The sequence below is a fragment of the Hahella ganghwensis DSM 17046 genome (assembly GCF_000376785.1).
Taxonomy (GTDB): Bacteria; Pseudomonadota; Gammaproteobacteria; order Pseudomonadales; family Oleiphilaceae; genus Hahella; species Hahella ganghwensis.
Window position 1 is genome coordinate 1 of sequence record NZ_AQXX01000118.1, and the last position, 24,723, is coordinate 24,723.

The 24,723-nt window shown below is 47.4% G+C and carries 26 protein-coding genes; 12 read left to right on the top strand and 14 right to left on the bottom strand.

Annotated elements, in window-relative coordinates; all coding sequences use genetic code 11:
• Positions 1-269 (top strand): IS3 family transposase (locus F566_RS33010; RefSeq protein WP_020407804.1); only part of this gene is annotated, 269 nt, incomplete at its 5' end.
• A gap of 179 nt (positions 270-448) precedes the next feature.
• Here F566_RS33010 and F566_RS0114915 read toward each other — a convergent pair.
• The 4 genes from F566_RS0114915 to F566_RS0114930 all read right to left on the bottom strand — a co-directional run bounded on the left by F566_RS0114915 (position 449) and on the right by F566_RS0114930 (position 4,039).
• The gene (locus F566_RS0114915) at positions 449-826 is read right to left on the bottom strand and encodes a DUF1801 domain-containing protein (RefSeq protein ID WP_020407806.1); all 378 of its coding nucleotides are present in this window, start codon (positions 824-826) and stop codon (positions 449-451) included.
• A 196-nt stretch (positions 827-1,022) separates the two neighbouring features.
• On the bottom strand, positions 1,023-1,766 hold the full coding sequence (locus F566_RS0114920; protein WP_020407807.1) for a 4'-phosphopantetheinyl transferase family protein: 744 nt from the start codon (positions 1,764-1,766) through the stop codon (positions 1,023-1,025).
• A 2-nt stretch (positions 1,767-1,768) separates the two neighbouring features.
• Positions 1,769-2,158, bottom strand: a complete 390-nt coding sequence (locus F566_RS0114925; protein WP_020407808.1) for a VOC family protein — start codon at positions 2,156-2,158, stop codon at positions 1,769-1,771.
• Between the two features lie 429 nt (positions 2,159-2,587).
• Entirely contained in the window at positions 2,588-4,039 is a 1,452-nt protein-coding gene (locus F566_RS0114930) for a hypothetical protein (RefSeq protein WP_020407809.1), read from the bottom strand.
• 567 nt (positions 4,040-4,606) lie between these two features.
• Between F566_RS0114930 and F566_RS0114935 the strand changes: the two genes are divergently transcribed.
• From F566_RS0114935 to F566_RS0114950, 4 genes are all read left to right on the top strand, one after another.
• Positions 4,607-5,770, top strand: coding sequence for an acyl-CoA dehydrogenase family protein (locus F566_RS0114935; RefSeq protein ID WP_020407810.1), 1,164 nt, complete (start codon positions 4,607-4,609; stop codon positions 5,768-5,770).
• A 14-nt stretch (positions 5,771-5,784) separates the two neighbouring features.
• Entirely contained in the window at positions 5,785-7,182 is a 1,398-nt protein-coding gene (locus F566_RS35510; protein WP_020407811.1) for a sensor domain-containing diguanylate cyclase, read from the top strand.
• 118 nt (positions 7,183-7,300) lie between these two features.
• The gene (locus F566_RS0114945; RefSeq protein WP_020407812.1) at positions 7,301-7,804 is read left to right on the top strand and encodes a tetratricopeptide repeat protein; all 504 of its coding nucleotides are present in this window, start codon (positions 7,301-7,303) and stop codon (positions 7,802-7,804) included.
• Positions 7,805-7,916: 112 nt separating this feature from the next.
• On the top strand, positions 7,917-8,705 hold the full coding sequence (locus tag F566_RS0114950; RefSeq protein WP_020407813.1) for a hypothetical protein: 789 nt from the start codon (positions 7,917-7,919) through the stop codon (positions 8,703-8,705).
• 101 nt (positions 8,706-8,806) lie between these two features.
• Here F566_RS0114950 and F566_RS0114955 read toward each other — a convergent pair whose 3' ends face one another.
• The 7 genes from F566_RS0114955 to F566_RS0114985 all read right to left on the bottom strand — a co-directional run bounded on the left by F566_RS0114955 (position 8,807) and on the right by F566_RS0114985 (position 16,653).
• Positions 8,807-9,478, bottom strand: a complete 672-nt coding sequence (locus tag F566_RS0114955; protein ID WP_020407814.1) for a hypothetical protein — start codon at positions 9,476-9,478, stop codon at positions 8,807-8,809.
• Between the two features lie 84 nt (positions 9,479-9,562).
• A complete protein-coding gene (locus tag F566_RS0114960; protein WP_020407815.1) occupies positions 9,563-10,837 on the bottom strand; it encodes a hypothetical protein in 1,275 nt (424 codons plus the stop codon).
• A 12-nt stretch (positions 10,838-10,849) separates the two neighbouring features.
• Positions 10,850-12,880 carry a hypothetical protein gene (locus F566_RS0114965; protein WP_020407816.1) on the bottom strand — a complete coding sequence of 677 codons (2,031 nt, stop codon included), beginning with the start codon at positions 12,878-12,880 and terminating at the stop codon, positions 10,850-10,852.
• A gap of 177 nt (positions 12,881-13,057) precedes the next feature.
• Complete coding sequence (locus F566_RS0114970) at positions 13,058-13,900, bottom strand: helix-turn-helix transcriptional regulator (RefSeq protein WP_020407817.1); 843 nt, start codon at positions 13,898-13,900, stop codon at positions 13,058-13,060.
• 325 nt (positions 13,901-14,225) lie between these two features.
• The gene (locus tag F566_RS0114975; protein WP_020407818.1) at positions 14,226-15,470 is read right to left on the bottom strand and encodes a vWA domain-containing protein; all 1,245 of its coding nucleotides are present in this window, start codon (positions 15,468-15,470) and stop codon (positions 14,226-14,228) included.
• 42 nt (positions 15,471-15,512) lie between these two features.
• Complete coding sequence (locus F566_RS0114980; protein ID WP_020407819.1) at positions 15,513-16,091, bottom strand: hypothetical protein; 579 nt, start codon at positions 16,089-16,091, stop codon at positions 15,513-15,515.
• Complete coding sequence (locus F566_RS0114985; RefSeq protein ID WP_020407820.1) at positions 16,078-16,653, bottom strand: PspA/IM30 family protein; 576 nt, start codon at positions 16,651-16,653, stop codon at positions 16,078-16,080. The genes F566_RS0114980 and F566_RS0114985 overlap by 14 nt, the downstream gene beginning before the upstream one ends.
• A gap of 320 nt (positions 16,654-16,973) precedes the next feature.
• On the opposite strand from F566_RS0114985, the gene F566_RS0114995 reads away from it, so the two are divergent.
• A complete protein-coding gene (locus F566_RS0114995) occupies positions 16,974-17,681 on the top strand; it encodes a response regulator transcription factor (RefSeq protein ID WP_020407821.1) in 708 nt (235 codons plus the stop codon).
• On the top strand, positions 17,678-19,834 hold the full coding sequence (locus F566_RS0115000; protein WP_020407822.1) for a sensor histidine kinase: 2,157 nt from the start codon (positions 17,678-17,680) through the stop codon (positions 19,832-19,834). Before F566_RS0114995 ends, F566_RS0115000 begins: the two co-directional genes overlap by 4 nt.
• Positions 19,835-19,931: 97 nt before the next feature.
• Here F566_RS0115000 and F566_RS37935 read toward each other — a convergent pair whose 3' ends face one another.
• From F566_RS37935 to F566_RS0115015, 3 genes are all read right to left on the bottom strand, one after another.
• A complete protein-coding gene (locus F566_RS37935; RefSeq protein WP_020407823.1) occupies positions 19,932-20,057 on the bottom strand; it encodes a hypothetical protein in 126 nt (41 codons plus the stop codon).
• A 46-nt stretch (positions 20,058-20,103) separates the two neighbouring features.
• Positions 20,104-20,304: a hypothetical protein gene (locus F566_RS0115010; RefSeq protein ID WP_020407824.1), complete on the bottom strand. Its 201-nt coding sequence runs from the start codon at positions 20,302-20,304 to the stop codon at positions 20,104-20,106.
• Positions 20,305-20,579: 275 nt separating this feature from the next.
• Positions 20,580-21,278: a BON domain-containing protein gene (locus F566_RS0115015; protein ID WP_020407825.1), complete on the bottom strand. Its 699-nt coding sequence runs from the start codon at positions 21,276-21,278 to the stop codon at positions 20,580-20,582.
• Between the two features lie 390 nt (positions 21,279-21,668).
• On the opposite strand from F566_RS0115015, the gene F566_RS0115020 reads away from it, so the two are divergent.
• From F566_RS0115020 to F566_RS0115045, 5 genes are all read left to right on the top strand, one after another.
• Complete coding sequence (locus tag F566_RS0115020) at positions 21,669-22,274, top strand: YdeI/OmpD-associated family protein (protein WP_020407826.1); 606 nt, start codon at positions 21,669-21,671, stop codon at positions 22,272-22,274.
• Between the two features lie 39 nt (positions 22,275-22,313).
• Complete coding sequence (locus tag F566_RS0115025) at positions 22,314-22,688, top strand: hypothetical protein (RefSeq protein WP_020407827.1); 375 nt, start codon at positions 22,314-22,316, stop codon at positions 22,686-22,688.
• Positions 22,689-23,145: 457 nt separating this feature from the next.
• Positions 23,146-23,595, top strand: a complete 450-nt coding sequence (locus tag F566_RS0115035; protein WP_020407829.1) for a hypothetical protein — start codon at positions 23,146-23,148, stop codon at positions 23,593-23,595.
• Between the two features lie 104 nt (positions 23,596-23,699).
• The gene (locus F566_RS0115040) at positions 23,700-24,206 is read left to right on the top strand and encodes a nucleotidyltransferase family protein (RefSeq protein WP_020407830.1); all 507 of its coding nucleotides are present in this window, start codon (positions 23,700-23,702) and stop codon (positions 24,204-24,206) included.
• A 57-nt stretch (positions 24,207-24,263) separates the two neighbouring features.
• The gene (locus F566_RS0115045; RefSeq protein WP_020407831.1) at positions 24,264-24,716 is read left to right on the top strand and encodes a hypothetical protein; all 453 of its coding nucleotides are present in this window, start codon (positions 24,264-24,266) and stop codon (positions 24,714-24,716) included.
• Positions 24,717-24,723: the final 7 nt, after the last annotated feature.

Consider the following 24,723-nt stretch of genomic DNA (forward strand, 5'->3'; position numbering starts at 1 on the left):
ATCGTCAGTTGATAAAAGCCCATGGCTTTGTTGGCAGCATGAGTCGAAAGGGGAACTGCTGGGATAACGCGGTAGTGGAGAGCTTCTTCGGTAGCCTGAAGCAAGAACGGATTCAATGGCACCACTACCAGACTCGACGAGAAGCACAGCAAGATGTGTTGCATTACATCACGATGTTCTACAACAGCTTTCGGCTACATTCATATTTGGATTACCAAAGCCCGAATCAATATGAAACGGCCTGGAAAGAATTACGAGAAGTTGCTTAACTGGATTGTCACAAATCAGTTGACCACGTCAGATTGCACAACTGAGGGTGAATAAATACAACGAAGCGGAAGTGTCCAGGTTTTTGCGACTATCCAAAATGTTCAGTTGATTTGGATGAATGCCCTGAGTTGATTCTGAATCATTCAGGGCAGGTGAAGCCATAAAACGAGACCTGAATTCAGGCTGGGCAGTCGGATTTGAGGTGGCATGCCTGTTTAATGAAGAATTCCGATTGATTGGCTTCAATATCTTTTTCAGAGTTGAACTTCAGATGGCGGCGAAATTTTCCGGTTCCTTCAAGCAAGCCATTCGGGTCATCAAATTCGGCACCCTGACTGAACTCTATGGAGAGGTGATTTTTGTAGACGTAAATTCCACCAACAAGCTTACCATCTCTTGAGAATACCAGCCCTCCGTACTTGATGCCTTCTTCCAGGTCAGGGCCAAAGGAGAGAAAGTGCCGGCGAAGTTTTAGAAGAACCTGATGGAAATCAGCGTTAACGCTTTCGATATCCTCCAGGAATTGGTGGATAAGGTCGGGATTATTCTGTGTCATAACATTCCTTACTAATCATTGATGAAAAGCCTTAACACCTTGTTTATTCTGATAGCGCTAGATGATAAATTGGATTCATACATAAAATACCTTGTCAAAAGCTGCAACCTGAATCTATCAAATATACTAGCATTCTGTTGATGGTTGTCTGCTCACGGGTAATGATTATATGATCTGATCACAATAGTACTAATTTTTATTGAACGATTTTATTTAAAATAATTTTTTGATGTAAATATTCTTGTGCGGATAGTTCTTTATAATTTACATTTAAATTTTTTTGGCATAAAAAAGCCAAATTAACCCTTTCCCATCGGTAATATATTTTATATTGATTTCCTGCCGGAAGTTCACCATGAGCATGTCGTGCAACATCGGTAAGCCTATTTGAAAAGTCAATGGTGGAAAACTTCATAGCGAGCCCTTTACCCTGAAGTTTGGAATAGGCTTCTTTGAGTGTGAAAAGCCTAAGGAAAAGGCTTTCCCTTAATTGGAAAGGTTGCTTGGCGTATATCTCTAACTCTTGCTTGGATAGTAATTTTGCCGCGAGCTTATCGTAGCTCAGTTTTTTGTCGGTGGATTGGACATCAATACCACAATGACCTTTTAAACTGGCGATTACTGCAATGGCATTTTCCGTATGAGACAGATTAAAGAAAATAGAGTTATCAGTGAGCTCAGGCTTGCCCTCAGGTGTTCGGGTAATAGGGGCATGAAGATATTGTGGATCATCGCTTAACTCGACCAACAGATCTCTAAGAAAGCGACGACTTAAAATGTACTGAGCCTGAGTTTCCGTTGTGCGGTAGCGGGCTAATTGGGCAAAGTCCGAAGCTGGGAGTACAGTCTCCGGAGTCTTGGATCTGAGTACGCTGGAAGCAAGGTCTTCAAGTTCACCAGGAATGAAATTGAAGACCCGGACCTGGACGTCTGGAACCATGTTTACATTGGGCTGCAAAGTTCCAGGAGAATACCCGATGGCGTTCTGACATAAGATACGGTTTGCCCCCAGGGTTTTTCTTCCGGGGCTTTAATTTCCGAACCACCGTTCCTGATTGCCGCCTGATGGGTCTCTTTTACGTCATCGGTAACCAGGGCTATTTCTGTACCCAGCGGCTTGTCTGATGTGGTGGCATTGATATAACCATGTGGCAGGTTGGCCTCACCCAACGAGTGGCTGGCAAAAGCAAGCACGGTTTCTCCGGTATCCAATTCGCCATAATCGCCACCTTCATGTATGAATCGTCTTTTCATGTCGAAGGCTTTTTCAAAGAACTCTACGGTGCTCTTAACATCGTCTACATATGTAATGGCATATCCAAACTTAACCATCTTGCATCTCCCTGTGAATAGGCGAAATTATGATATATCAATGCCTCCGTATTATAAGTAAAACAAAGGCGAAAAGTCATATTAAGAAAATTAAAAATCGAAATCATCTTATCAGATGAAAGTAGTTCTGATCCAGTTGCCAGATGAATATATTATATTAGTGAATATGTTGTTACGTTATTGGTCTGATAGATAATCAATTAAAGAATAAAAATTTCAGAGGGAATGGCGTAAATTGAGCTAAGAGAGTGAATGTGAAAAAAAAGCTTGAGTAAGAGTTAGAGAGCTTTATTGAAGTATCATTGTTGCGTCAAAAATTGGCAGCCTCGCTAATATTTAAGAAATTTCTTAATAATGGCATATTTAGGGAAATAGAAAGCTGTAGATGTGTGAAAGGCCGGTAGAGTTACCGGCCTTTGAGCGGATAGGTCAGGCGTTTGCGATCTTGAGAAGATTTTCGCGGAATTTGCCGTGATCTCCGTTATCAAAGCTCTTGGCGTTGTCGAGTAGGGCATTGACCATCTTGTCACTGGAGTGGAACAGGTAACTTTGTTTTCCGATATACTCCGCGGCAAAGGTCTTCAGTGTATCCACATATTTCACGCCGCGGTCGAACTCGTATTGAGAGATGACATGGCCGTTATTGCGGAACATGTTCAGAAAATGCATTTTGTCACCGCAAATACCGGAATTGAGTGTAAGCGCGGGAATCAATGCGGATTTATCCACGTAGCCTTCAAACCAGTCTTTGAAGCGGATCGAATTCTGATGAACGCCACGGGTTTTGCCGGAGCCGGTATATACTTCCCAATGATTGCGGGCTTCTTTGCAGAAGTGCCTGATGTGGGCTACTTCACGCAAGCGCAGGATGAAAAGAGTCACCGTTTCAATCAGTGTATACACCAGATTCATTGCTGCGCCCCCGATGCCGCCAACGATAAAGGTGGAAGCAGCAAAAGCGCCTTTGACGATGTCATACAGACCCGCGCCAATCCCTTTCATCATCTGAGTCCGCAGTGATTCACAAATAATTTGCGGATGGCCTTCGAGAATGTCGACGCCGCGTCCGCGCCACCAGGTCGTGACGGCGGTGACAGTGGCATCAGTGGCATTAACCAGTCCTTTGAAGACATCAATACTGCCGGAAACATAAGGAGCCACCGAAGCGGCGAATTTCCAAACGAGCGCTTTAACGGCGGTCTTGATCGCTGTTGCCGATAATGCGACTTTATCACTGAACTTGGCCTTGAGCGCTTCGACCAATTGCTTGCAGTAGTCTTCAATCCAATGGAGCGCTTTATAGAAGATATTACGGGTGGTTCCTGAATCGGCCAGATAGCCTGAGCCTTCAATCGCTTTACTGACCTTTTGCCCAGGGAGCATGGCATAGCCCATATCCAGACGTTTCTTGGTCAGCTCTTTGGCGGCGTCGCTGTTTCCGTTTGCTGTAAGGATTGAGGAATGCATTCGCATACCGGCGGAGGCAATATCAACCGCTCCACCGACGAAGGCGCTGAAAACGGTGTCATGAATGTGAGTGTGGGACCAGAGGTAGACAACGCCAAGGCGGGCATGGTCCAAGTCTTTGCGATACTGTTTTTTGATATCGTTGTATTCGGGGCCTTGTCCTGCGAGTCCCTTGACGAGCTCTTCAACCGCACCATGCCGGTTACGAATGCTCTTACGCCATTCCTCACCTGAGCCTTTGCTTTTCTTCCATGCATCCAGTTTCTGCTTAAGGTTCCACCTTGAAGCGGCGCCGCCAAATTTCTCGAAGGACTGGATTTGTTTGTCCACTTCCTTGAGCAGACGACTTCGGGGTTTGCCGGTCACGGCAGTCCGTTTCATCCAATCTTCATACGAAATCAAATCGCCAGGCATTACTTTTCTCCTTGTTTAATGCAGAATGCGCGATTATCTGTCCTCCGGAAATACCTCGGCAGAAAACGCAATTCATAGAGATGACCCGAGTCAGAAACTCTTGTCTCACCTCCTGGTTGAAAATTTAACTATCTACCACATGGAAGGTAGCAAATATCAGCTTGCCACAAAACTAAGTAATTGTTGCTCGGCATAAAGGACTAGTCCGTCGCTGATGTCTTAAAACGGCAAAGAGAATGTCGTTTTAAGACAACTGATGTATCCAGGGGAGACATTTGGTATCGGATTGGTATGTAGACTTCCAAGTAAACTAAACTGTCAGGCCAATCTGAATGAAAGGGTTCCGAATAGACGTTTGCGGCGAGCCAGAATCGTTTATATTGATGCGAGTAGCTAGAGTATGGCCTCTATACAATAACCAAGGAAAGTGCACGAATAACCAGGCCAAGTTTAGATGATTCGGGGACATCCAGAGTAGCGCATTGATAGGCTCATCACCTTGAACTAATCTTAATAAGTCAGTAATTCGAGATACTGCTATATTGACTTATTTCCGGAACGAACAAGATGGATGAGCTTCTGTCAGATCCCATTATCAGGCTACGCAGTCTGGTGCAGGATGTATGTCGACAGGAGATCGCACCCAGGGCTGAAGAGGTGGATGCCAAGGCATCATGGCCTGAGGATTCCATGCGGGGTCTAGCTGATGTCGGGTTGTTGGGGCTGCACGCCCCCAAACGCCTGGGAGGTCATGAACAGGGATTGCTGGCGTTGGCAGTGATCGGTGAAACTATCGCACAAAGCTGCACGTCATCTGCTCTGTGTTTCGCAATGCACTGCGTTGGCACAGCCGTTATTGCCGCTAAAGCAACGACCCACCATGACGAAAAATACCTGAAGCCCATAGCCGAAAACCGTCATATCACGACCCTGGCGTTATCTGAGCGTGGCACCGGAGCCCACTTTTATCTTCCCCAGACCCAGCTAACTTTTCAGAATAATGAATATATTGTAGAAGGCTGCAAGCAGTTCGTTACCAACGGCAATTTTGCAGACTCCTACGTGATCTCTACCACGGCGAGCAGTCAGGAAGCGGGTGAGGGGGACTTCAGTTGCTTGATCCTGGATCGGAATATGAAGGGGATTAGCTGGCTTGATCCCTGGCAAGGCCTGGGAATGAGGGGGAATGCCTCGAGGGCAATGCGACTGGATAAGGTACATGTCCCCTCGGCTAATCTATTGGGACAGGAAGGAGATCAAATCTGGTATACCTTCGAAGTGGTTGCCCCTTACTTTCTAATGGCCATGGCGGGCACCTATGTTGGTGTCGCCCAGAGAGCGTTAGACATCGCCATCCAGCATCTCAAGGGTCGTCGTTATGACCATTCCGGTGATTCACTGGCTGACATTCAGACTATGCAATACCGCATTGCCAACATGTGCACAGCAGTGGAAAAGAGCAGGGGGTTGCTTTACCAAGCTGCTTACAAGGGAGACATCGGCGATCCTCTGGCCATCGCCAATATCATGATGGCCAAGGCGGATGCCGCAGAGCTGGCGGTGTATATCACCAACGAGGCGATGAGCTGTTGTGGTGGGATTGCCTATCGGGAAAACAGCGAACTGTCCCGATTGCTTCGGGATGCTCGCGCCAGTCATGTGATGTCACCGACAACGGATATTCTGAAAGTCTGGACAGGAAGACTGATGCTTGGCCTTCCCATCATCTGAGATTAGAAAGGGCAATGGCTGATATCGCGCTGTACATCGATAGCAGGAGGTCTTCGGATGAACTTCGGGGCAGCCTGGCAGATATTCTGCAGGAATTTGATATCAGGCTGCATGATTGCGCAGATATCGAAGATTCACTGAATTACCTTGAACAGCATTCTTGCAACGGCACTAATGTTTTCCTGGCGTTGATCGGTCCGGCAATGGAAAACCCTTTGCAGACTGTTCGCAGAATTCGTAAAACCTCACCGGAAATGCACTTTGTGTTCCTGACCAGAGACGAAAATCCTGCGTTGGTCGCCGAGCTTCAGTCTCCAATTGCGGGGGTGGGGAGCCATTGGGAGGTAATGATGCTTACCTCGGAGCATTTTGCCAGAAATCTATCAAAAGCCTTGAGTGCGTTTCTTAAACGGAAAAAGTTCAGAACCACCATTGCCGGTCTGCAGAATAAAATCCAGGAGTCACAAAAGCCCAAGGTTTCGGAGCTGCAGCGTTATTCAGTATCGTTGAGATATCTCGCTCACATTTTTGATCATGCCCATGATGCCATTATCGCTACCACTTGTGACGGAACTATCGTGAAATGGAATCGTGCGGCCCATGAGCTCTTTGGTGTCAGCACCGAACATGCTTTCGGGCAGTCTGTGTTTCAGGTGGCTGGAGAAGAGTGGCCAGCTCGCCTGGAGAAGCTGTATAAAACAATCACCTCCAGTGGACCGGAACATTCAGAGAATGAAATCGCCTTCCTGGGCGAGAATCAGCAACAGATTTACGTGAGTGTTACTCTATCGCTGATACGTGATGCATCTGGTGAGGCGATTGGTGTCTCAGCCTTTGTCCGGGACGTGACGGAACAAAAAGTCACTGAGCAAATTCTGGAAAAAATGCGGCGTGACCTGGAGCGGATGTCATACGAGGACGGTCTGACAGGCGTCGCAAACCGCAGAATGTTCGACACAACGATTGAAAGGGAATGGCGCCGAATGAAGCGTAACAATCTACCTTTGTCGCTGATTCTGATGGATATCGATTATTTCAAGAAATACAACGATCATTATGGACATCAAATGGGGGACCACTGTCTCCAGAAGGTGGCAAAGGCTCTCAGACAAGTCGTGTCCAGGTCTTCAGATGTGGTCGCACGTTATGGCGGTGAGGAGTTTGCCATACTGTTACCCGAAATGGATAAGCGTGAGGCGCAGGAAATGGCTGAGAGATGCTGTCAGGCAGTTCGTGGTCTTAATATCAGTCATGATGCCTCTTCCACTGAGCGTTATGTGACGATCAGTGCCGGATTATCCTCAATGATTCCCGACTCAGACCGATATGAAGATCTTCTCAGGCAAGCGGATCATATGCTCTATAAAGCCAAGGAGCTTGGAAGAAATCAGGTGTATTCCGGTACGATTTGAACCAGATCACACAATTCCCTCGGAAAGCTCAAATAAATATCACGTTCAGTTTGGGTTAAGCCATTAATCTGTATAAATTACCCACCCCCCAATCAATTGGAAAAGAAGTTACAGGAAGATGCAGTTAATCAAACTATCACGGGTATTGATGTCAGTGTTAATGGTCGCTACCGTTTCCGGATGCGCCCATCACAATCTGATGGAGGCCGGGGAGGAGTATACTTCCCAGGGGCGCTATGAACTGGCAATGCAGGCCTACCAGAAAGCGCTCAAGCTGGAACCCGATGATCAGGAAACCATGGACCGGTTTTATCAAAGCCGCGACCACTTCGATCAATGGCTTGCAAACGTCCGCCAAGTGGCGGATGCAGCCTATTCCCAGAGCCAACAGGGCAAAGCCATGATGCTGTATGGCAAGATTGCCGATGCCACACAGGACCCTGCGGCATTAGCCAGATACAACGAAATACACCGGCAGATGGCAGCCAATCACCAGTTGTACATGCAAGTGGAGGCGGATCCTTACCTATTCGGTAATGGGTTGGGCCAGGAAATCAACGGCCTGACTCTTGTTAGTAGTAAGAAGAGTGTGACTTCGGAGACCTCCAGAGTACACATGTAGCGGTATTCGCTTTCATTATCAGGAAACAGAATCTCCAGAGGTAGGGCAATATGTCAGCGGGCAGGTATCAGTAGAAAATCCTGAGTATGCAGATCTAAAACAGGAGGTTTCCTTGCAGCGATATCGCGTGGAAGATAAACGCGATCAGTTGGTCACCTATCGACACAATAAAAAAGACCTCAGTAGAGAACGTCGTAGTGTAGAAAAAGATCTTCGAGTTGTAGAGAACAAACTCAGCAAGCTTGATCCCGGCACTCCGGAGTATCAACAGAAAAAACGGGAGCGGGATGACCTGCAGTCAGAAATCTCAAGACTGAATGATCGAATCAGGTGGGCCAAGGATAAAATCGATCAACAGCGTCGGGATGTTGATCATGCCGAGCACGCGTTGGAAGATTTGCTCATTGGTTTCAATCATATTCCACCGACCGTGTGGGAGGATGTCATATCGGACTACCACTATACCCGCTACATTATGAGAAAAACGGCTGTTTCCACGTTGGTCCTTAACATTGACGGACAACGCCGGGAAGTGCCGCTGGAAGTGGCTTCGGAAGATGACCACTACACGGACCATCCAACCATCGGCCTGGTCGGTAAACCTGCAAACCTGGAATCCGATCAGGTGATGACTCAACGGCTGAACAGTGAAGCCCGAATCGCTGCTGAAAATCAGCTTAAGTCCATGGTGTATCGCTATAAACAGGGACTGCTGTTTCGGGCGAACCATGCTATTGACAGCGATGAGCGCTTCACTGGCTGGGTAGCTCATGGCGTGGCCGGCAATCCCGGAGTGGAAGATGACGTAGCGGCTAAAATGCGCGCGCACCTGGAACTCGAATTAGGCAAAGCCGGGGAATTTGATATCAATCGGCTGCTGACGCTCTATCCGACGCTATAGCTGTCATTCAGTATGGCTGCCATTCAGAGCTGAAAGAGGCAGAGTTGCCTCTTTCTCTTTTCTTAATGTCCGCTATTTCATTGATGGTAGCTCGCTAGGCACTATAGTTGGGCCGTTGTTGTATCGCTAACGAGTAGAATGGGGAACTCAGGCTGAGCTGAATCCAGGGCAAGCTCCATTTGAATTCCTTCACTACTATAGAGCCTGAGTGTTTGAGCCTTTGTGGTAGGTGTCGCCATGTACCAGAGTTCGGATATTGGTTGATTTTGATCGAAAGCTTCGCCGCCAGGTAGCACAACCTCGAACTTTAGCCCTCGAACCTTCTTCATCACATCCTGGTATTTTTCTGACGCCAGTATAGAGGTAAGAAAATCCCTGGTGGAGGGGCTAATGCCTTTGTCTGTCAGCCAGGTTTGATTGCGTTCCAGCAGTTTCATGAAGAAAGTATCTCGGAGTTGAAAGTCTGGATCTGAGGTTAACCTGTTGAGCTCCTGCAGCAGTTTCTCCAGGTGCTGCATATTTTCAGACTGCCGGGCAAACAGCTTGGCGATTTGAGAAAGGTAGGCGTAGCGTTCTTCTGCGCTTAGCTCAGTCGTATGAGACCCCCCCAAGGCTTCTTCGTATTGCGGATCCCTGTCCTGAGCGTAGGTTGTTGTCTTTCGGGTTGGTGACGGTTCTTCTGTCGAGGCTGGTTGAGTCTCACCAACGGAGCCGATTGGTTCGCAAGCGATAAGGGTGAACGTAACGGCACCCAGTAGTATAAGTTTATTCATAGTATTAGGACTTGGTTAGTAAAGAACTTTGATGTCACTTTGTGGATGAGGTGAAGACATTCCCTTGTCTTCACCTGGCAGGTACTACCTGTTCAAAGCTGCACGGTCGTAGTCCTCAAGCTTTGAAGACTCTTGTTTATAGTATTGACCACAGGCGTTGCCGTAAGGATCTTCCCGGCAGGTATCGGCGATTCGCAGCAACGTTGCCATATTGCGATTGGTGATGGCGACTATCTGATTGTCAGGGATCAGTGCCGCTTTATCGTTGTCCATACGATTGATCGCATATTGATGCTTAACGATATTGACCACTTCTACCGTCAGCAGGGGCAGCGTCCACTCACCACTATCAGGCATGATTTCCGCGTGTCCTGAGGTTGACCACTTTTTGGTACTGAAACCGATAGGAGCGAAGCAGTCTTGCTTGTTATTACAGGAAAGCTGATCACGGAAGCTTGTCAGGTTATCAGGCAATTGCTTGCCACTGGCGTAGCGTAGTATACGCTCCATGGTCGTCGCACAATCGTTTGCATTTTTGCCGCAGTCTTTAGCAAACTCGCCGCCACTGCCTCGCTTCATGCCGCCGAGATAGGCAGCAGCCTGAGCCAACTTTAGCCCATTGCCGCCGACCTGCTTAATGGTAATTTCCATATTGACACTGTTTGACGTCAAGCCACTCTTTTTGATGTATTCAGCGACGGCTTCAGCGCCATAGCCACTAACGGATGCCTTTGACATGGCAGTGCTTTTATCTTCCCGGGTTTTATACTTAACCTTGAATGTCGCCAGGAGATAGGCTCCGTAGTGGATAGCATTTACAACTTCATTGCCAAATACACGCTTTCGGGTCAAGCTGTCCTGATGAGCCTGCGCAGCACCGAATTGGGTCAGTCGGAACGCTCCGCTGGTGTCCTGAATCTGTTCACCTGACTGATAAGGTGTCCAGTTATTCAATTCAGGCGCCAATACATCATCCTTTTCGGTGATTTTATAGACCAGCGTTAACGTCTGGCTGAACTCGTCGCTGACATGATGCTTCGAGAAGTTGCCCCGGATGTTGAAATCAATTCCCCAGCCAGAGGCTGAAAGGCTTGACGCTCCAGAAGTCAGCCTGTCCAGTGTGTCTTGATCTGTATCCAGGGTGAGGGTAAACGATTGCTCTCTGTTTCCGAGCTCAAGGGTTTGTCCTTCTACGAGCAATCTGGGTTTGAGTTCGCCTTTGACGCTGTCGTAGCCATAACCGACTTGTACAGCGTTATTCTGGTTCATCTCTGCCATTTGAGGGGCCGGATAGCGATGCTCTGCGGAAGTCGGCAAAGCAACTGCGAAGGCCAATGCTGATATAAATTGAGTTTTCATGCCTTATTCCCACTATTGTTGATTTTGATATTGCTTGACCAGTTTGTACGCTGGGATATAGGGTGGGTTTCGATAAGGCTCATACTTATTGGCCCACTTCCACGAACACTTATGGGATGATTCATACCAACGCCATTTCACATCTGCGGAGATACCGTTTTCAAAGTTTCTTCTGGTGACTTTATGGACCTGATCACCTTTAGTGTCATAGAGGGTGTCTGTGATATTTTGTCGGTGGTAGCAGCGACGGTGGTTTTTACCTACCATCTTACTTCTCCATCCAGCGAAACTGCTTGAGTGGTATGCCACTCTCACTTTTGATGGATTGTATAAGCTAACGGCATACTCTTTTTTATTGTGGGACCTTCGCTTTCCAGAGGTGCCGCTTTCCTCTAGTTTTGCGGCAAATTGAAACATGTCTTCCCTGGAAGAGATGGCATGCGCACCATTCAGGTCAAAGCACCAGAGGTTAAACGCACTTTGTCTTGGCGCAAACGTCATCTTCGACATATCCACTTCAAAGGTACGGGGACGATTGTTGGCGGGATACAATATTTCGCCTAACTTATGCTCCCAGGAATTTTTTTCGTTTTTAATGACCGGTCCAAATGGGTAAAGCTCACAGGTGGCCAGATTGGTTCCTGTTACTGTAACTCTCAATGTTGGCGAGTCAGATTGAAAGTGTGCAACCATATCAACTGAGCTAACCCTTCCTCGAGTGAAATGGAAACCAATCGACTGCAGATCAAACTGGTTGCCGTTACGTACCACGGCAGAAATCAGCGGCTTGTGATTATTGTAATAGTCGTCGAATCGGCGAAAATGCGCGTACTCGGCTGAAGATTCTGCGGGCAGTGGTGAAAGTCCGGAGGCAACCCGATACAGCTCTGAGCAGTAATTGAGTCCGCCTTCTGTTTTACGGTACGGATCGTCCTGACATGATTTCAGTATGCTGCCAATCATCACGGTATTTTTTTGCGCTCCACGTACAACATCTCTCAGGTGACTTGCATCTTCATTACTGAGTGACGCCGTTGCATATTTCAGAATATTGGCGGCACGATCACCCGCCTCACGCTCTACCTTCAGGCGAGCTTCCAGATTCTGCCGTGCAACCTTCACTTCGTTGGCAACCAGAATATTTCCTTCGGGCGCTACCAGGTCCGTCAAGCCGTAGGAAGAATAGGAGGTTATGGCGTATCCAAGTACGTTATAGAATGAATCAGGTTGCTCGTTGCCTAAAAACTCAGTGGACACATATTCTGCCACCTCGTTCATAAAGTCAGTGCATCGTTGCAGGTTTTCTACCGTACAACTCACGGAGTGTGCAGGCAGTGTTGAGAGTATATTGCTATCCGCTGCACCTCCTGACTGATGGACGGTGAATGTCACACTGGTGCGCCGCTTGATATCTTTGTTCGCACTCATCAGCTTAGAGGAAAGTTTAACTTTGCCACCATTAAAACTGACATCACCGCTGTATTTTTTGTAGTCCCAGCGAGTGGCAAACTTCACTTTTAGTGCTGAATAGAAAGAAGCGCCGTAATGAATTTTACTGACAAATGCGTCGCCAACCCGGCTCGCCAGCTTCGCGGGCGCATGTTGGTATTTTTCACTGTATTCTTGACACTTGTCGGAGATAAGAACGTCGTTGCCTCCCGTAAATGTTCTCGATTTACCATAAATGGTGAAGCGCTTAACGTGGGTTTTTTCGAGTTCTCCTTTCGCGGCGGCCTTTAAAAAACCACCTGATACATCAAGGTTGACGTAGCCGTCATAGGAAAAGCTTCCTGATACCCCAAGTTCCTTTTCTAATGAGGTGTAGCTCAGATCGGAGCGGTCTTCGAATTTTGCCTCTCTTGGAGGTAAAGAACGAATGGCGCCGCGTTCTGTGACACAAATCAGGCTGCTGACTTCCTGCTTCTGAGTATTGACCGCTGCTCCCAGCATTATATGGTCATTGAACTGCTCCAGCGCTGAATCACTGGCAAGAGTCTTCCCCGCCAGTAACAGTGCGATCAGCGGAGTGAATGATCGTTTCATGATTTCTCCTTATACTTTAAACGCTTTTCCCGTTAAAACGCCCCGAATAGTCGTTTTTTGAAAAGCGGGCGGAATAGTAGTGGGGAGAACAACCAGAGAGCAGATCAGATTTTCGTGTTTATTTATGACTAAAATACGAAAAAATAGAGGAAAGAAAGCCAGAGCGTTCAGGTACTATCAGCCAATGCTCTCCAGAGACTGCCTTAAGGCAGACATCGCTTTGGCATACTGGACAATTTCAGGGTACGCCTGGAGATTCACTGACGTTAAAACGCGGTTGAGTATTGCCAGTCTGGCACTTTGATAACGGCGGAGGTCGCTATAGTGGCTATGTTCGATTAAGTGAACAGGGTGTATCCCGGTTGCCATCCACCACCGGGGCGATAGGATAAATTGGAATTTGGTGGGCTTCGAAAGGTTTTCAATCCTGCGGTAAATATGATCGGAGATTTGCAGCAATTCCGACATTTTCTGTTGGCTAAGTTGTATCTTTTGGCGCATAGAGCGTAGATTTTCGGCCACGTAGCCATACAAATCGTCATTTACTTCTTCAGAAACGGTGTTGGGAAAATTTTGATCAAGCATGCGGCTCCGGAGTTCGACTTCTTGGAAGTCGGGAAGAGGCTGTTTGGTAAACAGACAAATATCCCGAACAAACACTTCAAATTCCATTTCAGTTTGCAGCCCTATAAATGGCTGAATTTTTTCAATCAGTTTGCCTCTCTCCTCCAGGGGGATGTTCGAACTGTAACGAGTGTTCTTCAATAGAAAATGAGGAGGAATTCCCATGACCGCTGACCACCTGGCTACCACATGGTTAGGCAGCATGGCCTGTCCGGTTTCATAGCTATGGTATGTGCTTGGGTGTAACCCCAGCTTCAGCGCAGCGTCTTTGGATCTCATTCCTTGCCAACGGCGCACAGTTGCCAGATTGCTTCCCATGGTCTGTCCAATGCTTTTTTCGAGAACCTGAAAGCTAACCTGCTGGTTTGGTTTGAAATGAGCTGCCGGATCAACCATGACGACTCAATCTCCCTGTATTGGTGGATAACGGGCGCACTAATCGGTAGCGATTCCTTTTCTGGCTTTATAGCTTTGGTTGCGGAAAGACACGGTTAGGCTAATGGAGAAGTAGGATAACCAGACTTAGGTAAGAGATAAAATGTTATAACCAAGCTTATGAAAAAAACATCAACCGGAGTGGATGTCCGTGACTGAGCCAAAGTCGTCTATCTTTCGGTCTGGAAGGCGAGATTGCACCCAGCCCAAGGTTTTCTTCGCTTGAAGAAAGGACATTGGGCAGGGTGCTGAGTTATTGGTTATTGGTTATGGGTATAAACAATGCTCAATAAGCCGGTGCAGCCTCGTAACTCAAACCTCTTTCAGCTGCCTGTTCTTTAACCGCGCTATAGATTTTATAATCCAGGGATTCTTCTTCCTCACCGGACGCTTTCAGCTCGGCTTCGATAAACGCCTGTCGGTGCCTCGTGAGATCGGCAATCTGAGCACGCAAGGATTCTCTTTCTGCAGATTTTTGTTTAATCAGTTGAGCTTGCTCTTCCTTGCTGAGTGTTTTCATAGGTTCAGGAAGGTAGGATTCATCAATACTGTCCAGCTCGACTTTGCCACTGGCCACATCTTCGACCAGTTCGCTATCACCGAGAAAGTTACCGGCACCTGCGGCGGAAGTATTAAACATGGCTCTCTTGGCTTGAGACGCGGGGGAGCTGGCGGCATGTAACTTGTCCGTTGCTGCTTTTTTCTTTTCAAGTATGGCTCGTTGTTCCTGTGAACCGTAAAACAGGCGGGTGTCATCCAGCTCTCTGGATAAACCGGCGATCTGATCATCAAAGGGCGTTGCGACGGCCACAGCATTACCGGATTGCGCAACCTGGAAGTACTCGCCCTGGTTCAAATGGGCAATGTGCATCCATTCCTGGCGCGTCATTGGGGCGGAACCTGCCTGGATGGTATTGATGACGATTCCTCGTTGTCCTGCAATTTTTAAAGTCTCCGGATATTTCACCTCATCCTGGTAGTCCATATGGGCCGGCGCATCGCCAACCAGGAAAATGACCTTATAGCTGTTTTCATCTTGGCTCCAGGATATCTTGTGTACCGCGTCATAGAGCGCCTGGTTGACGCTTTCTGGCGTATCGCCTCCACCATCTGCCTGAAAGTCCATTAACCTGGCATACATGGAGTCCAGGTCTGTGGAGAGGTCCGTCACCTGAGTGACGTAAGCATCCTGCCGGTCACGGTAGGCCACCAGACCTATTTTGATCTCCGGCGCCGGTTCTGCAGAGGCCATGGTGGTGGCAATTGACCAGATGTTCTCTTTGGCGGCCTGAATCAGTCCGCTCATGCTGCCTGTGGTGTCCAGTACAAAAACCACCTCGACCTTTGGTTTCTCCTGAATCACTGGTAGCTGAGTAGTGGGCAACTGGGCGACAGGTTTAAACGGTTGTACCGCGGGTTTAATCGGGGTGAGGGCAGCATTACTTTGGTAAATGGGGTAGAGCGCAATGACCGACGCGGTTGAAGCAAAAAGGGTCAAGGCTAAGAGTTTGGCTTTGATTGAGGTGGCCATCAGGGATTCCTCCGGGTTAATCAGTATTCAGTTAAATCAGTTTTAAGAACGCGCTGAGAGACGCTTGAATGCCGCTTCGGCGGTACGATAGGCGCGTTCGAAATTGTCGCTTCCCGCTTGAGTGTTTGCAGTCGTGTCTGTCAGTTGGCATCTTTGTGAGCATTTACCGGGGATATAGACATAAAGTGCCTGCATCAGGAAGAAACACCACAGGCTCAAAAAGACGCTGTGGGTATGCATTGCGGTTGCCAGTGACAGCATCAGAGCCAATCCGTTGAGTATTGCGTCTGTGGCCGCTGTCCAGAGATTTCCATAACGATAAAGGCAGCGGATTAGCCATATCAGGCCAACCTGAGCCGTGAGCCAGATAAGAATTGTGGGGTTGAACAGGAACAACAAAGCACTCATCAGTAACCAGGAGGCCAGGGACAACAACCGACCACTGCGTGCACTTGTCTGGTAAAGCAGCACTAGCAGATAAATTAAACTCAGGCTTTCAATGATGACCCGAGCGCTTATCGCAGTACCGAAGAGGGGTGAGAAAACACTGAATGCCGTTGCGCCGAGCAGACTCAGAATCAGAGCGACGCCGGCTCCCCGCCAGAAGTTAAGCGTGTTCATGATCTTCTCCTTTTCGTTTGTTCCTGCCCCGTTTTTGTTGCTCCTGCAGAAAGGCAACTTCCACATCCTCATCGGTTATCCGGTCCATCCCGTTGAGGGCTTCATTCCAGGCGGACTCTTTGTGAGGGGAGTCATCTGCTGTGTCGAATACGGCAGCCTTTTGCTGCATGGCTTCCAGCCTGTGATGCTGGTCTTCCTGAGTTTTGGTAAGCGTCCTGATTTCCTCGGATAGCCGATGATCCTGTTGCTTCAGCTGTTTGATTAAGCGATCGCTCTCCAGTCGACGCCGCAACAGGGTTTTGGCCAGGAGGTCGTTGTCAGCCTCAAAACAGAGGTTGAGCTGATCCTGTATGTTGTCGACGGATTCCTGCAGAGTACTGATTCGACTTTGAATCTGTTGTTGCTCGATCTGGCGGGCTTTCAATTGCCTCGCGCCTTGATCCACTTCCTCTTCCATCTCTCTGATGGCTTGGCGAAGCAGGACATCAGGCTCTTCCAAATGATCCATCACTGCGTGCATATCTGCCTTGAAAAGGCGTATAAAGCGGTTAAATAATGCCATTGAGTCCTCCGGGTATTTCATGTCTGATTGATGGAATCAGTGTAAAAAGGAGGTCAGGGCAGATGTAGACAGGGTTATGTAAAACCTATCGCCCGAAATTTACATAGAATTTACATGTGGCCTCGGGCAATGTTGTTAGACTTTAAATAATCAGGAGTGTGAGCATGGATTGAAGGCTCGGTGTGTCCTGGTGACTGCCTGGCCCGGTGTGAGGAAATAACAGAGCAAGCAGCCGACCAGACAGTACCGTAGCCTGGCGGTGTATACTGGCCAGAAAATTGATCACCATAGATCAAGAGTAAAGAGAATCAGGATTAGAGATGCAACGAAAATCACGCTTGTTAATTGTGGAAGATGAGGCTGCGATCCGGACCGGGCTTGTGGATGTGTTTGTATTTCATGGTTATGACGTGGATTTCGCTGTAGACGGCCACGAGGGAATGAGCAAATCTCTGAGCGGCCAGTATGATCTGGTGATTCTGGACGTGATGCTGCCGGGTCATAATGGCTACGAAATCTGTGAAGCCATCAGGACCAAAGATCGTTATCAACCGGTGATTATGCTCACGGCCAAATCCAATGACGAGGATATTATTCAGGGACTTTCACTTGGGGCCGACGATTATGTGGCCAAACCTTTCTCAGTGGCGCAACTGGTTCTGAGGGTTCAGGCAGTGCTCCGAAGGGCCAGGGTGAACGAGCTGGATGAGGCCACCCTGACGCTAAGTGACCAGGCAGAGATAGACACACTGAATCTGAGCGGCCGGTTTGAGTCAAAGGACATCACTTTCACACGTCGGGAAATGGACATTCTTCAATATCTCTATGAGCATCGTGAACGGCCTGTATCCCGAGAGGAGCTGTTGCATAAAGTGTGGGGCTACGCTCGGGATCTGGATATCGAAACCCGGACGGTGGACATTCATATCGCTAAGCTTCGGCGCAAAATGGAACCGGACCCGAAGAATCCCTGCTATCTGACGACCGTCAGAGGTGGTGGTTATAAATTAATGGTGAGCGCCGGATGAGACGTCATTTACGTCACGGCCTGACACCTTGGCGGCTGCGCCTGGTATTGAGTTTGTTGTTTCTGGCCCTGGTTATTCCCTCAGCCGTCCTGATCTGGCAAACGCAAAGACAGATCAAATGGGAGGCCTTTCATCAATATCGCCTTCTGGCAGAAGAGCTGGCGGGCCGGATTGATAGCGAATTGCAGAAGGCCATAGCCAGAGAGGAAGCCCACAGTTATGCGGATTATCAGTTTCTGGTGCTGGCCGGAGATCCGGTCACTTCCAGCTTTGTCGAACGTTCACCATTGGCCAGGTACCCTGTAACCTCTGAAATACCGGGCGTCATTGGTTATTTCCAGGTTGACGCTGATGGCACGTTCACTACACCGTTATTGCCGGTAGATCTGACATCGACCGATACCCTGGGTTTATCGGCTGATGAAATCACTGAGCGCAGTGAACTGCGTGATCGTTTACTGGATGTATTAAGTCAGAACCAACTGGTGCCAAGACAGCGAAGCCCTGAGAGGGACCGCATGGTAGTTCTGTCAGATGCGGATCAGGGATCACCACAGATCGCTATTCAAAACGATGACGAAGGCGACGAAATCTCCTCATCCTACGAGGTTACAGAACCAGCAGCCATTGCACAGAGGATGGAGAGTCCGGAAGCCGAGGCTGCTCCTGCCCCCGAGACCTCCAACTATTCTCAGCAGGTCTTTGACAAGCTCAGTGCAGCGGAATCGTTAGTGTCTTCTCCGAAATCACAGACAAAGGCCAGGGTCGAGGACCTGAAACTCAAGAGAGAGGCTTTTATACAGTCTGAAGAGATGGCGGCGAAAGAATATCAGCAGAAAAAACAAACGGTGGCAGAGGAGCGTAAACAACGTGAAGCACCTGCTGAGGCAGGCGGTTTTCAGACGGCACCTCGAGCTTCCCGAAAAGAGCAAACAGCATTATTGGAGAGTAATACCTTTCCCTACGGAACTGGCAATGCTACGCCAGAGGATAAAATCCGGATATTTGAAAGTGAGATTGATCCTTTTGAGCTCGCACTTCTGGAAAGTGGTGAGTTTGTTCTGTTCCGTAAGGTATGGCGTGATGGGGAGAGACTGATACAGGGAACCATTATTGAGCAGGGAGCTCTGATCGAAGGCCTTATGGGCGAGATGTTTCTGGAGACTGCGCTCTCTCAGATGAGTGATCTGGTTGTCGCTTACCAGGGAAATGTTCTGAATGTGATTGCAGGAACGGAAGCAGGGTATCGCATGCGCAGTTCCAGCGAGTTGTCTGGGACATTACTGCATCAGGTGCGACTATCTTCCCCATTTGGAGAGTTCCAGCTGCTTTGGAGCATCAAACGATTGCCAGCAGGCCCCGGTGCAACTGTCGTGGCCTGGGCTTCGTTGATACTCTTTGCTGTGTTGATTGTCGGTTTCTGGGTTCTGTATCGTCTGGGCATGAAACAGATTCTGATGACCCGACAACAGCAGGATTTTGTGTCATCCGTCAGTCATGAGCTCAAGACGCCGCTGACATCCATACGCATGTACGGTGAAATGCTGCGTGAAGGGTGGGTCAGTGACGAGAAGAAATTGGAGTACTACGATTTTATCCATGATGAGAGTGAACGCCTGTCCCGCCTGATCGCCAATGTGCTGCAACTGGCCAGAATGGAACGTAATGATCTGAATCTCGAACTGAAACCCTATTCAGTCAGATCATTGATGGATATGGTGAAGTCGAAAATTCACAGCCAGGTGGAGCGTGCCGGTTTCGAATGTAGTTATGATATTGAAACAGGCATAGAGGATCTGGAGCTCCTGATTGATCCGGACGCATTTACACAGATCATCATCAATCTGGTGGATAACGGTATAAAATTTTCTTCCCAGGCCGACATCAGAAAGATCGATATTCGGGCTGTGGGGCGAGGGGGCAAGGGTGTTGTCTGGAGTGTTCGGGATTACGGTCCTGGTATCGCCAAATCACAGATGAAGAAGATTTTTCAGTTATTCTATCGCTCAGGAAGTGAGCTGACACGAGAAACCATTGGAACCGGCATTGGACTGGCGCTTGTTCGCCAGTTAACCCGGGCCATGGGAGGCGAAGTGGATGTGATCAAACAATCTCCAGGGGCTGAGTTTCAGGTAAAGTTAGCCAGACGCTAATTTGGCTTTGACATCAAAAAGCCCCAAAAATGCGGGGCTTTTGCAGGCCGGGCGGTGCCCTGACCGATATGACAGCCCTAAACCGGGCTGAGCCTGATCAGGCGGCTTTTTTCAGCTTTTTCTTAAGCTTCTTCAGCTTGCCTTCGTGCTTCGCCACTTTCGCCTTACGGGCTTTGATTTCTTTTTTCAGGCTGACTACTTTTTTGGAAGCTTTCTTAGACATAGTGATATCTCCTCAATGCAATTGACGGATCGTTTCTGATTAATCTTCAGTCGTTCTTATTATCCTGAATAAATCGACGGATAAACCTCCGGATTTCCCTTGCTGCACTCGTGTCCTGCTCTTCGCACAAAGCGATAAACTCATCACGCTCATCACCATTGATGCGGATGAGAAGCTGGGCATCTTTCTTCCCCGCTTTTTTCTTGTTTCGCTTAGTGGATTTATCACCAGCGTCATTTGTTGCCATAGAAACCTCAGATCTCTGAAGATAAAAAGAGTATATACAATGTATATAAAAAAGATAGGCGTTTAGTTCGCTGTCTTGAGCTAGAGTGTTTTTAGCTAAAGTAAAATTAGAGGGGGGGATCGAGAATGACTCATTGCTTTTCTTTCTCTGTAGAAGGTTGCAGTGAGTTTTTTCTGGTCGGGGCGTTAATCTGGCCGCAGCGAGAATTGTCGACCCTCCAGGAGGGCCGACAATTGAGCCTGTAGGTTGGTCGCTTATTGACCTATTATGAGCGCTTATGAAGTCACTTTAAGTTGGTTGTCGATATAGTGAACATCCGGATGATTGTCGACGATTTTCTCGACAAGGTCTTTCTGTTCTTCGGACTTCACTTTCCCTTTCAAGGTGATATTGTGACCTTCAACATCAATATCGACGTCCAGAGCTTTCACGTTATCAGAGCTGATCAGGTCCGTTTTCAGCTCTGCTGTCAGTACGGCATCATCGACAAACTGACTGAAGGAATTGCGCTCCTCTTCCTTGTTTGCCGTGGTTTTGCCAGGGGAGGCCTTCACGGCTAATTCGTTGTCGACGTTATCGATACCTTCAACGCCAAGGGCGATTTCCTCTGCCAGCTCTTTTTTGATTTCACTGTCGACCGCACCTGTCAGATAGGCAGTGTCATCGGACACCTCGATATTGATATCCAGTGGGCTGAGGTGTTCACTCATCATCAAAGCGGTTTCAAGCTTTCCCTCGATCCAGCCATCACGGAATGCAGCTTGAGTGGAGTCCCAGGTTTGTTCGCTATCTTGTTTGAATTCTTTCCAGTAAGTTTTGGCATCACGCTTGGTTTCTTTCCAGGAGCTCTCGATCTGACTGGAAACGGTATCGCCTTCTTTATCAGCGGCGATAGAGGCTGCGCCGGCTAATGACAGTGATAGGGCAGAAATAACGGTGACTAAAACGCGCTTGTTAAAATGAGTAGTATTCATGGCTTTCTCCTTTTTTAATCATCCTATTTTGTCTCATTACTAGGGATTGATTACGTCAATCCCTGTCGAATCAATGGCGGATGATGGCCTGACATTAATTCCTGATCCTGCTGAGGCGAATATCGTGCCAGACACAAGATGATGATTTCTATAACCGACTAAGACTATATAAAACAGTAATATAAAGGATATAATTAAAGTAAAATATAGGTTGAGCTGTTGTGTAAAAAACACTCATGGATACTTGATTACTGAAAAATGAATAGAGCGAATGTAAGAATTACAAGGATAAAAAGCAGCCATCCGAACCCGTAACAAGGTCTGTAAAATGAGGGCGCTATAGGGCATTATTGATCGTCAACTTCGACCCATTCTGATATGGAGGTCCTCATGAACCAAGACGTCGTCAATCCAATTAATCCGAAGGTTGATGCATTTCTGGATAGAGCCGGTCAATGGCAGGAAACGTTGTCCAAATTGAGGGGAATAGCTCTGGATTGCCAACTGACTGAAGAACTCAAATGGGGAAAGCCATGTTATACCTACCAGAATAATAATGTCCTAATTTTGCAGGGATTCAAGGAGTTCTGTGCGTTGCTGTTTCCCAAAGGGGCGCTTTTGAAAGATCCGGGAAATATTCTGGAAAAGCCGGGAGATAATACACAGGCCGCACGGCGGATTCCTTTTACTGGTTTAGAGGACATTACAGGGAAAGAATCCATTCTGAAATCCTATATTCTGGAAGCCATCGAGGTTGAAGAGAGTGGGTTGAAGGTTGATTTCAAAGATACCTCTGAATTCGAATTTCCAGAAGAGTTGCAGTTGAAACTGAATGAAATGCCGGATCTGAAGAAGGCATTTGAAGCGCTGACTCCCGGGCGACAGCGCGGCTATCTGCTACATTTTTCTGCCCCGAAACAATCCAAGACACGTTTATCGAGAGTCGATAAATGTGTCGATCAGATTTTGAGTGGAATAGGTTTGAATGATCGGTAGCCTTGCGGATTGTCTTTTTAAGCGGATTGAGATGTTCCGATGATACTCCATCAAATTATATTGGGCCTGACGGCTTCCCTGGGACTGCTGTTGATAGTCGAAGCGGTCAGGGCTTTGTACTCGCTGGGCAGCCGGCAATTCGACTGGATTGCCAGTTCGCTGGAATTTATCTGGGTGTTTGTTTCCGGTTATATGTTAACGCAGAGCAACCTGTCACTGCAGGAAACCATTCTGTATGCAAGCTTCGTCACTTACGTCGTTATGGGGTGGATATATGGGGCATTACTGATAGCAAAACACCATTATGAGAGAAAGGACGTCATGGATATTCCTTCCTGGAACTATATTCTGTCAATCTGCTTTGGCGTCTATTTGATTATCTTCTCGACACTCATTATGTCGGGACATCTTTAAGGGATTTGATAAGCTCTGGGGGGAGTTGCTAAGACTCTGAGTATTAGATTTATGGCCGTAGTGATCACCGTGGATATTGTAAAAAGTGGGAAGTTCCCAGCTTTGCTATCATTATTGAACTTTATAGCTGTTCTGGCTATATGGTATGTATTTCTGTTTAGTGTGCAATGTGATTGCGCTAGTGTATTTGAATCTGCAAAGCAGGACGCTATTTATGCATTGACACCCTCAACTCCGGGTTCAATTTTTTTTATTGGCACTCTTGTATCTGCTGCTGCCAGTCTTATCAGTACGATCTTATTCCTGGTTAGAAAGCCCAGGTTAGCTATAGGGGTGGTTGCGCTGAATACGTTGAGCACGCTTTTTCTATTTGATTTCGCTTTGGTTGTGTTAACTGGCCTTCCTCTATTATTGGGGCGTCAGGTTTGGAAGAGGTAGTTGAACCTGGATGTATGGTATGTGTAATAGTGATGTGCTTGTGAACAATTCACCGAATGCGCCAATGAATCTCCAAAGGGCCAAGGAAAAAGCGTTTGAGATATACAGCCATTTTTATCCCATGGAGAGATGGTTGACTGTAAAGGGGGCCGAGGAATCTTTACCGTTAGTGGCGGCCAATGTTGTGAACTCGACCAACAGTTTTTCAGCTGGTCAATTGGTATATATTTATGATGGTCATTGGGGGATGGGAGAAACCGTCAAGGTTGTAGGGAGGTATCGTAAGAAGAACCGGTTGATTAAAGGTCATGTGATGATCAAAAATTTAATCAGCTTTCGACCAAAGATTATATTCAATCCTGCAATTATCAAAAAGCTTGAAGAGGAATTCATCCCATCTATGCTATTTGCTGGTTTTGCCTATCCTGATGCCCCATACAGATTTAAGGTGTGTGCAGAATTGACCTAGATTTGACACACTCTTTTATCGCATATCGCTATTTTTAAATCATATTCTGAGATATGAAATTAAGATATCAAATCATAACCTGGCTTCGGCAGGATCGGATGCGTATGGAGGCTTTGCGTATAGCAGAATCCCTGAAGTTGAATGACTGGTCTATCGGGGCAGGTTTCGTCAGGAATCTGGTCTGGGACAAGTTGCACGATTACCCAGAGTTCACACCTGTAAACGACATTGATCTTATCTACTTTGATGAGACAAACATCACCAAGGAGCAGGACCTTTCGATTGAAGAGCGCCTGAAATTGATCTCAGATCTTCCCTGGTCGGTAAAAAACCAGGCGCGTATGCATATTCGCAATCACGATCTACCATATTGCTCCACCGAAGATGCGATGAGCCACTGGGTCGAACTGGAGACAGCTATTGGGGCCAAACTGTCCAGTTATGGCGAAATAGAACTGATCGCCCCCTTTGGGGTAGAGAGGTTGTTTGCCAATACCATCACACTGAACTCAAAGAGGATGAAACCGAAGGAGTTTAAACAGCGTGTTGCAGGTAAGCGGTGGCTGGAGATCTGGCCGAAGTTGGAAGGAATAATGGTAAATGAGATTTAACTACTCTGTATCGATAACAATTTCCTCCCTCCTGGTAACCTGGATATAAAATGACGAATGAGTAACAAGCAGTCAAAAATTGTATTGCTAGCGGTAGGAGCTGCGCTGGCTTCTTTACTTTTTCCAATTCTATTTTGTCTTTGGGAATTCTTTAATGAACCTGTATTGAGACCTGATGGAATAATAGATGATAGTGCTGAGAGAGCTGCCGTAATCGTTCTTACGTCAATGGTTATTCCGCTATTTTTTATCTTGTTTCTATACTATTGGCTCCTTACTTTCTACTCATACAGAAATAAGGGAAGAGAAAGGCACTCAATCGTAAAGGTGATTGGTATTACGTGCCTGATATTGTCGTTAATTGTGGGTATAACCACTCACAATTCAGGCATTTTAAAGCAGCTGAGCGCTTTTCTTTTGACTTTGTTATCTACCAGTGTCATGGCAATTCCGGGCGGATTGGTGTTAATGCTGGGAATAAAAAAGGAGCCAACAAATGACACTACATAAACTGCGG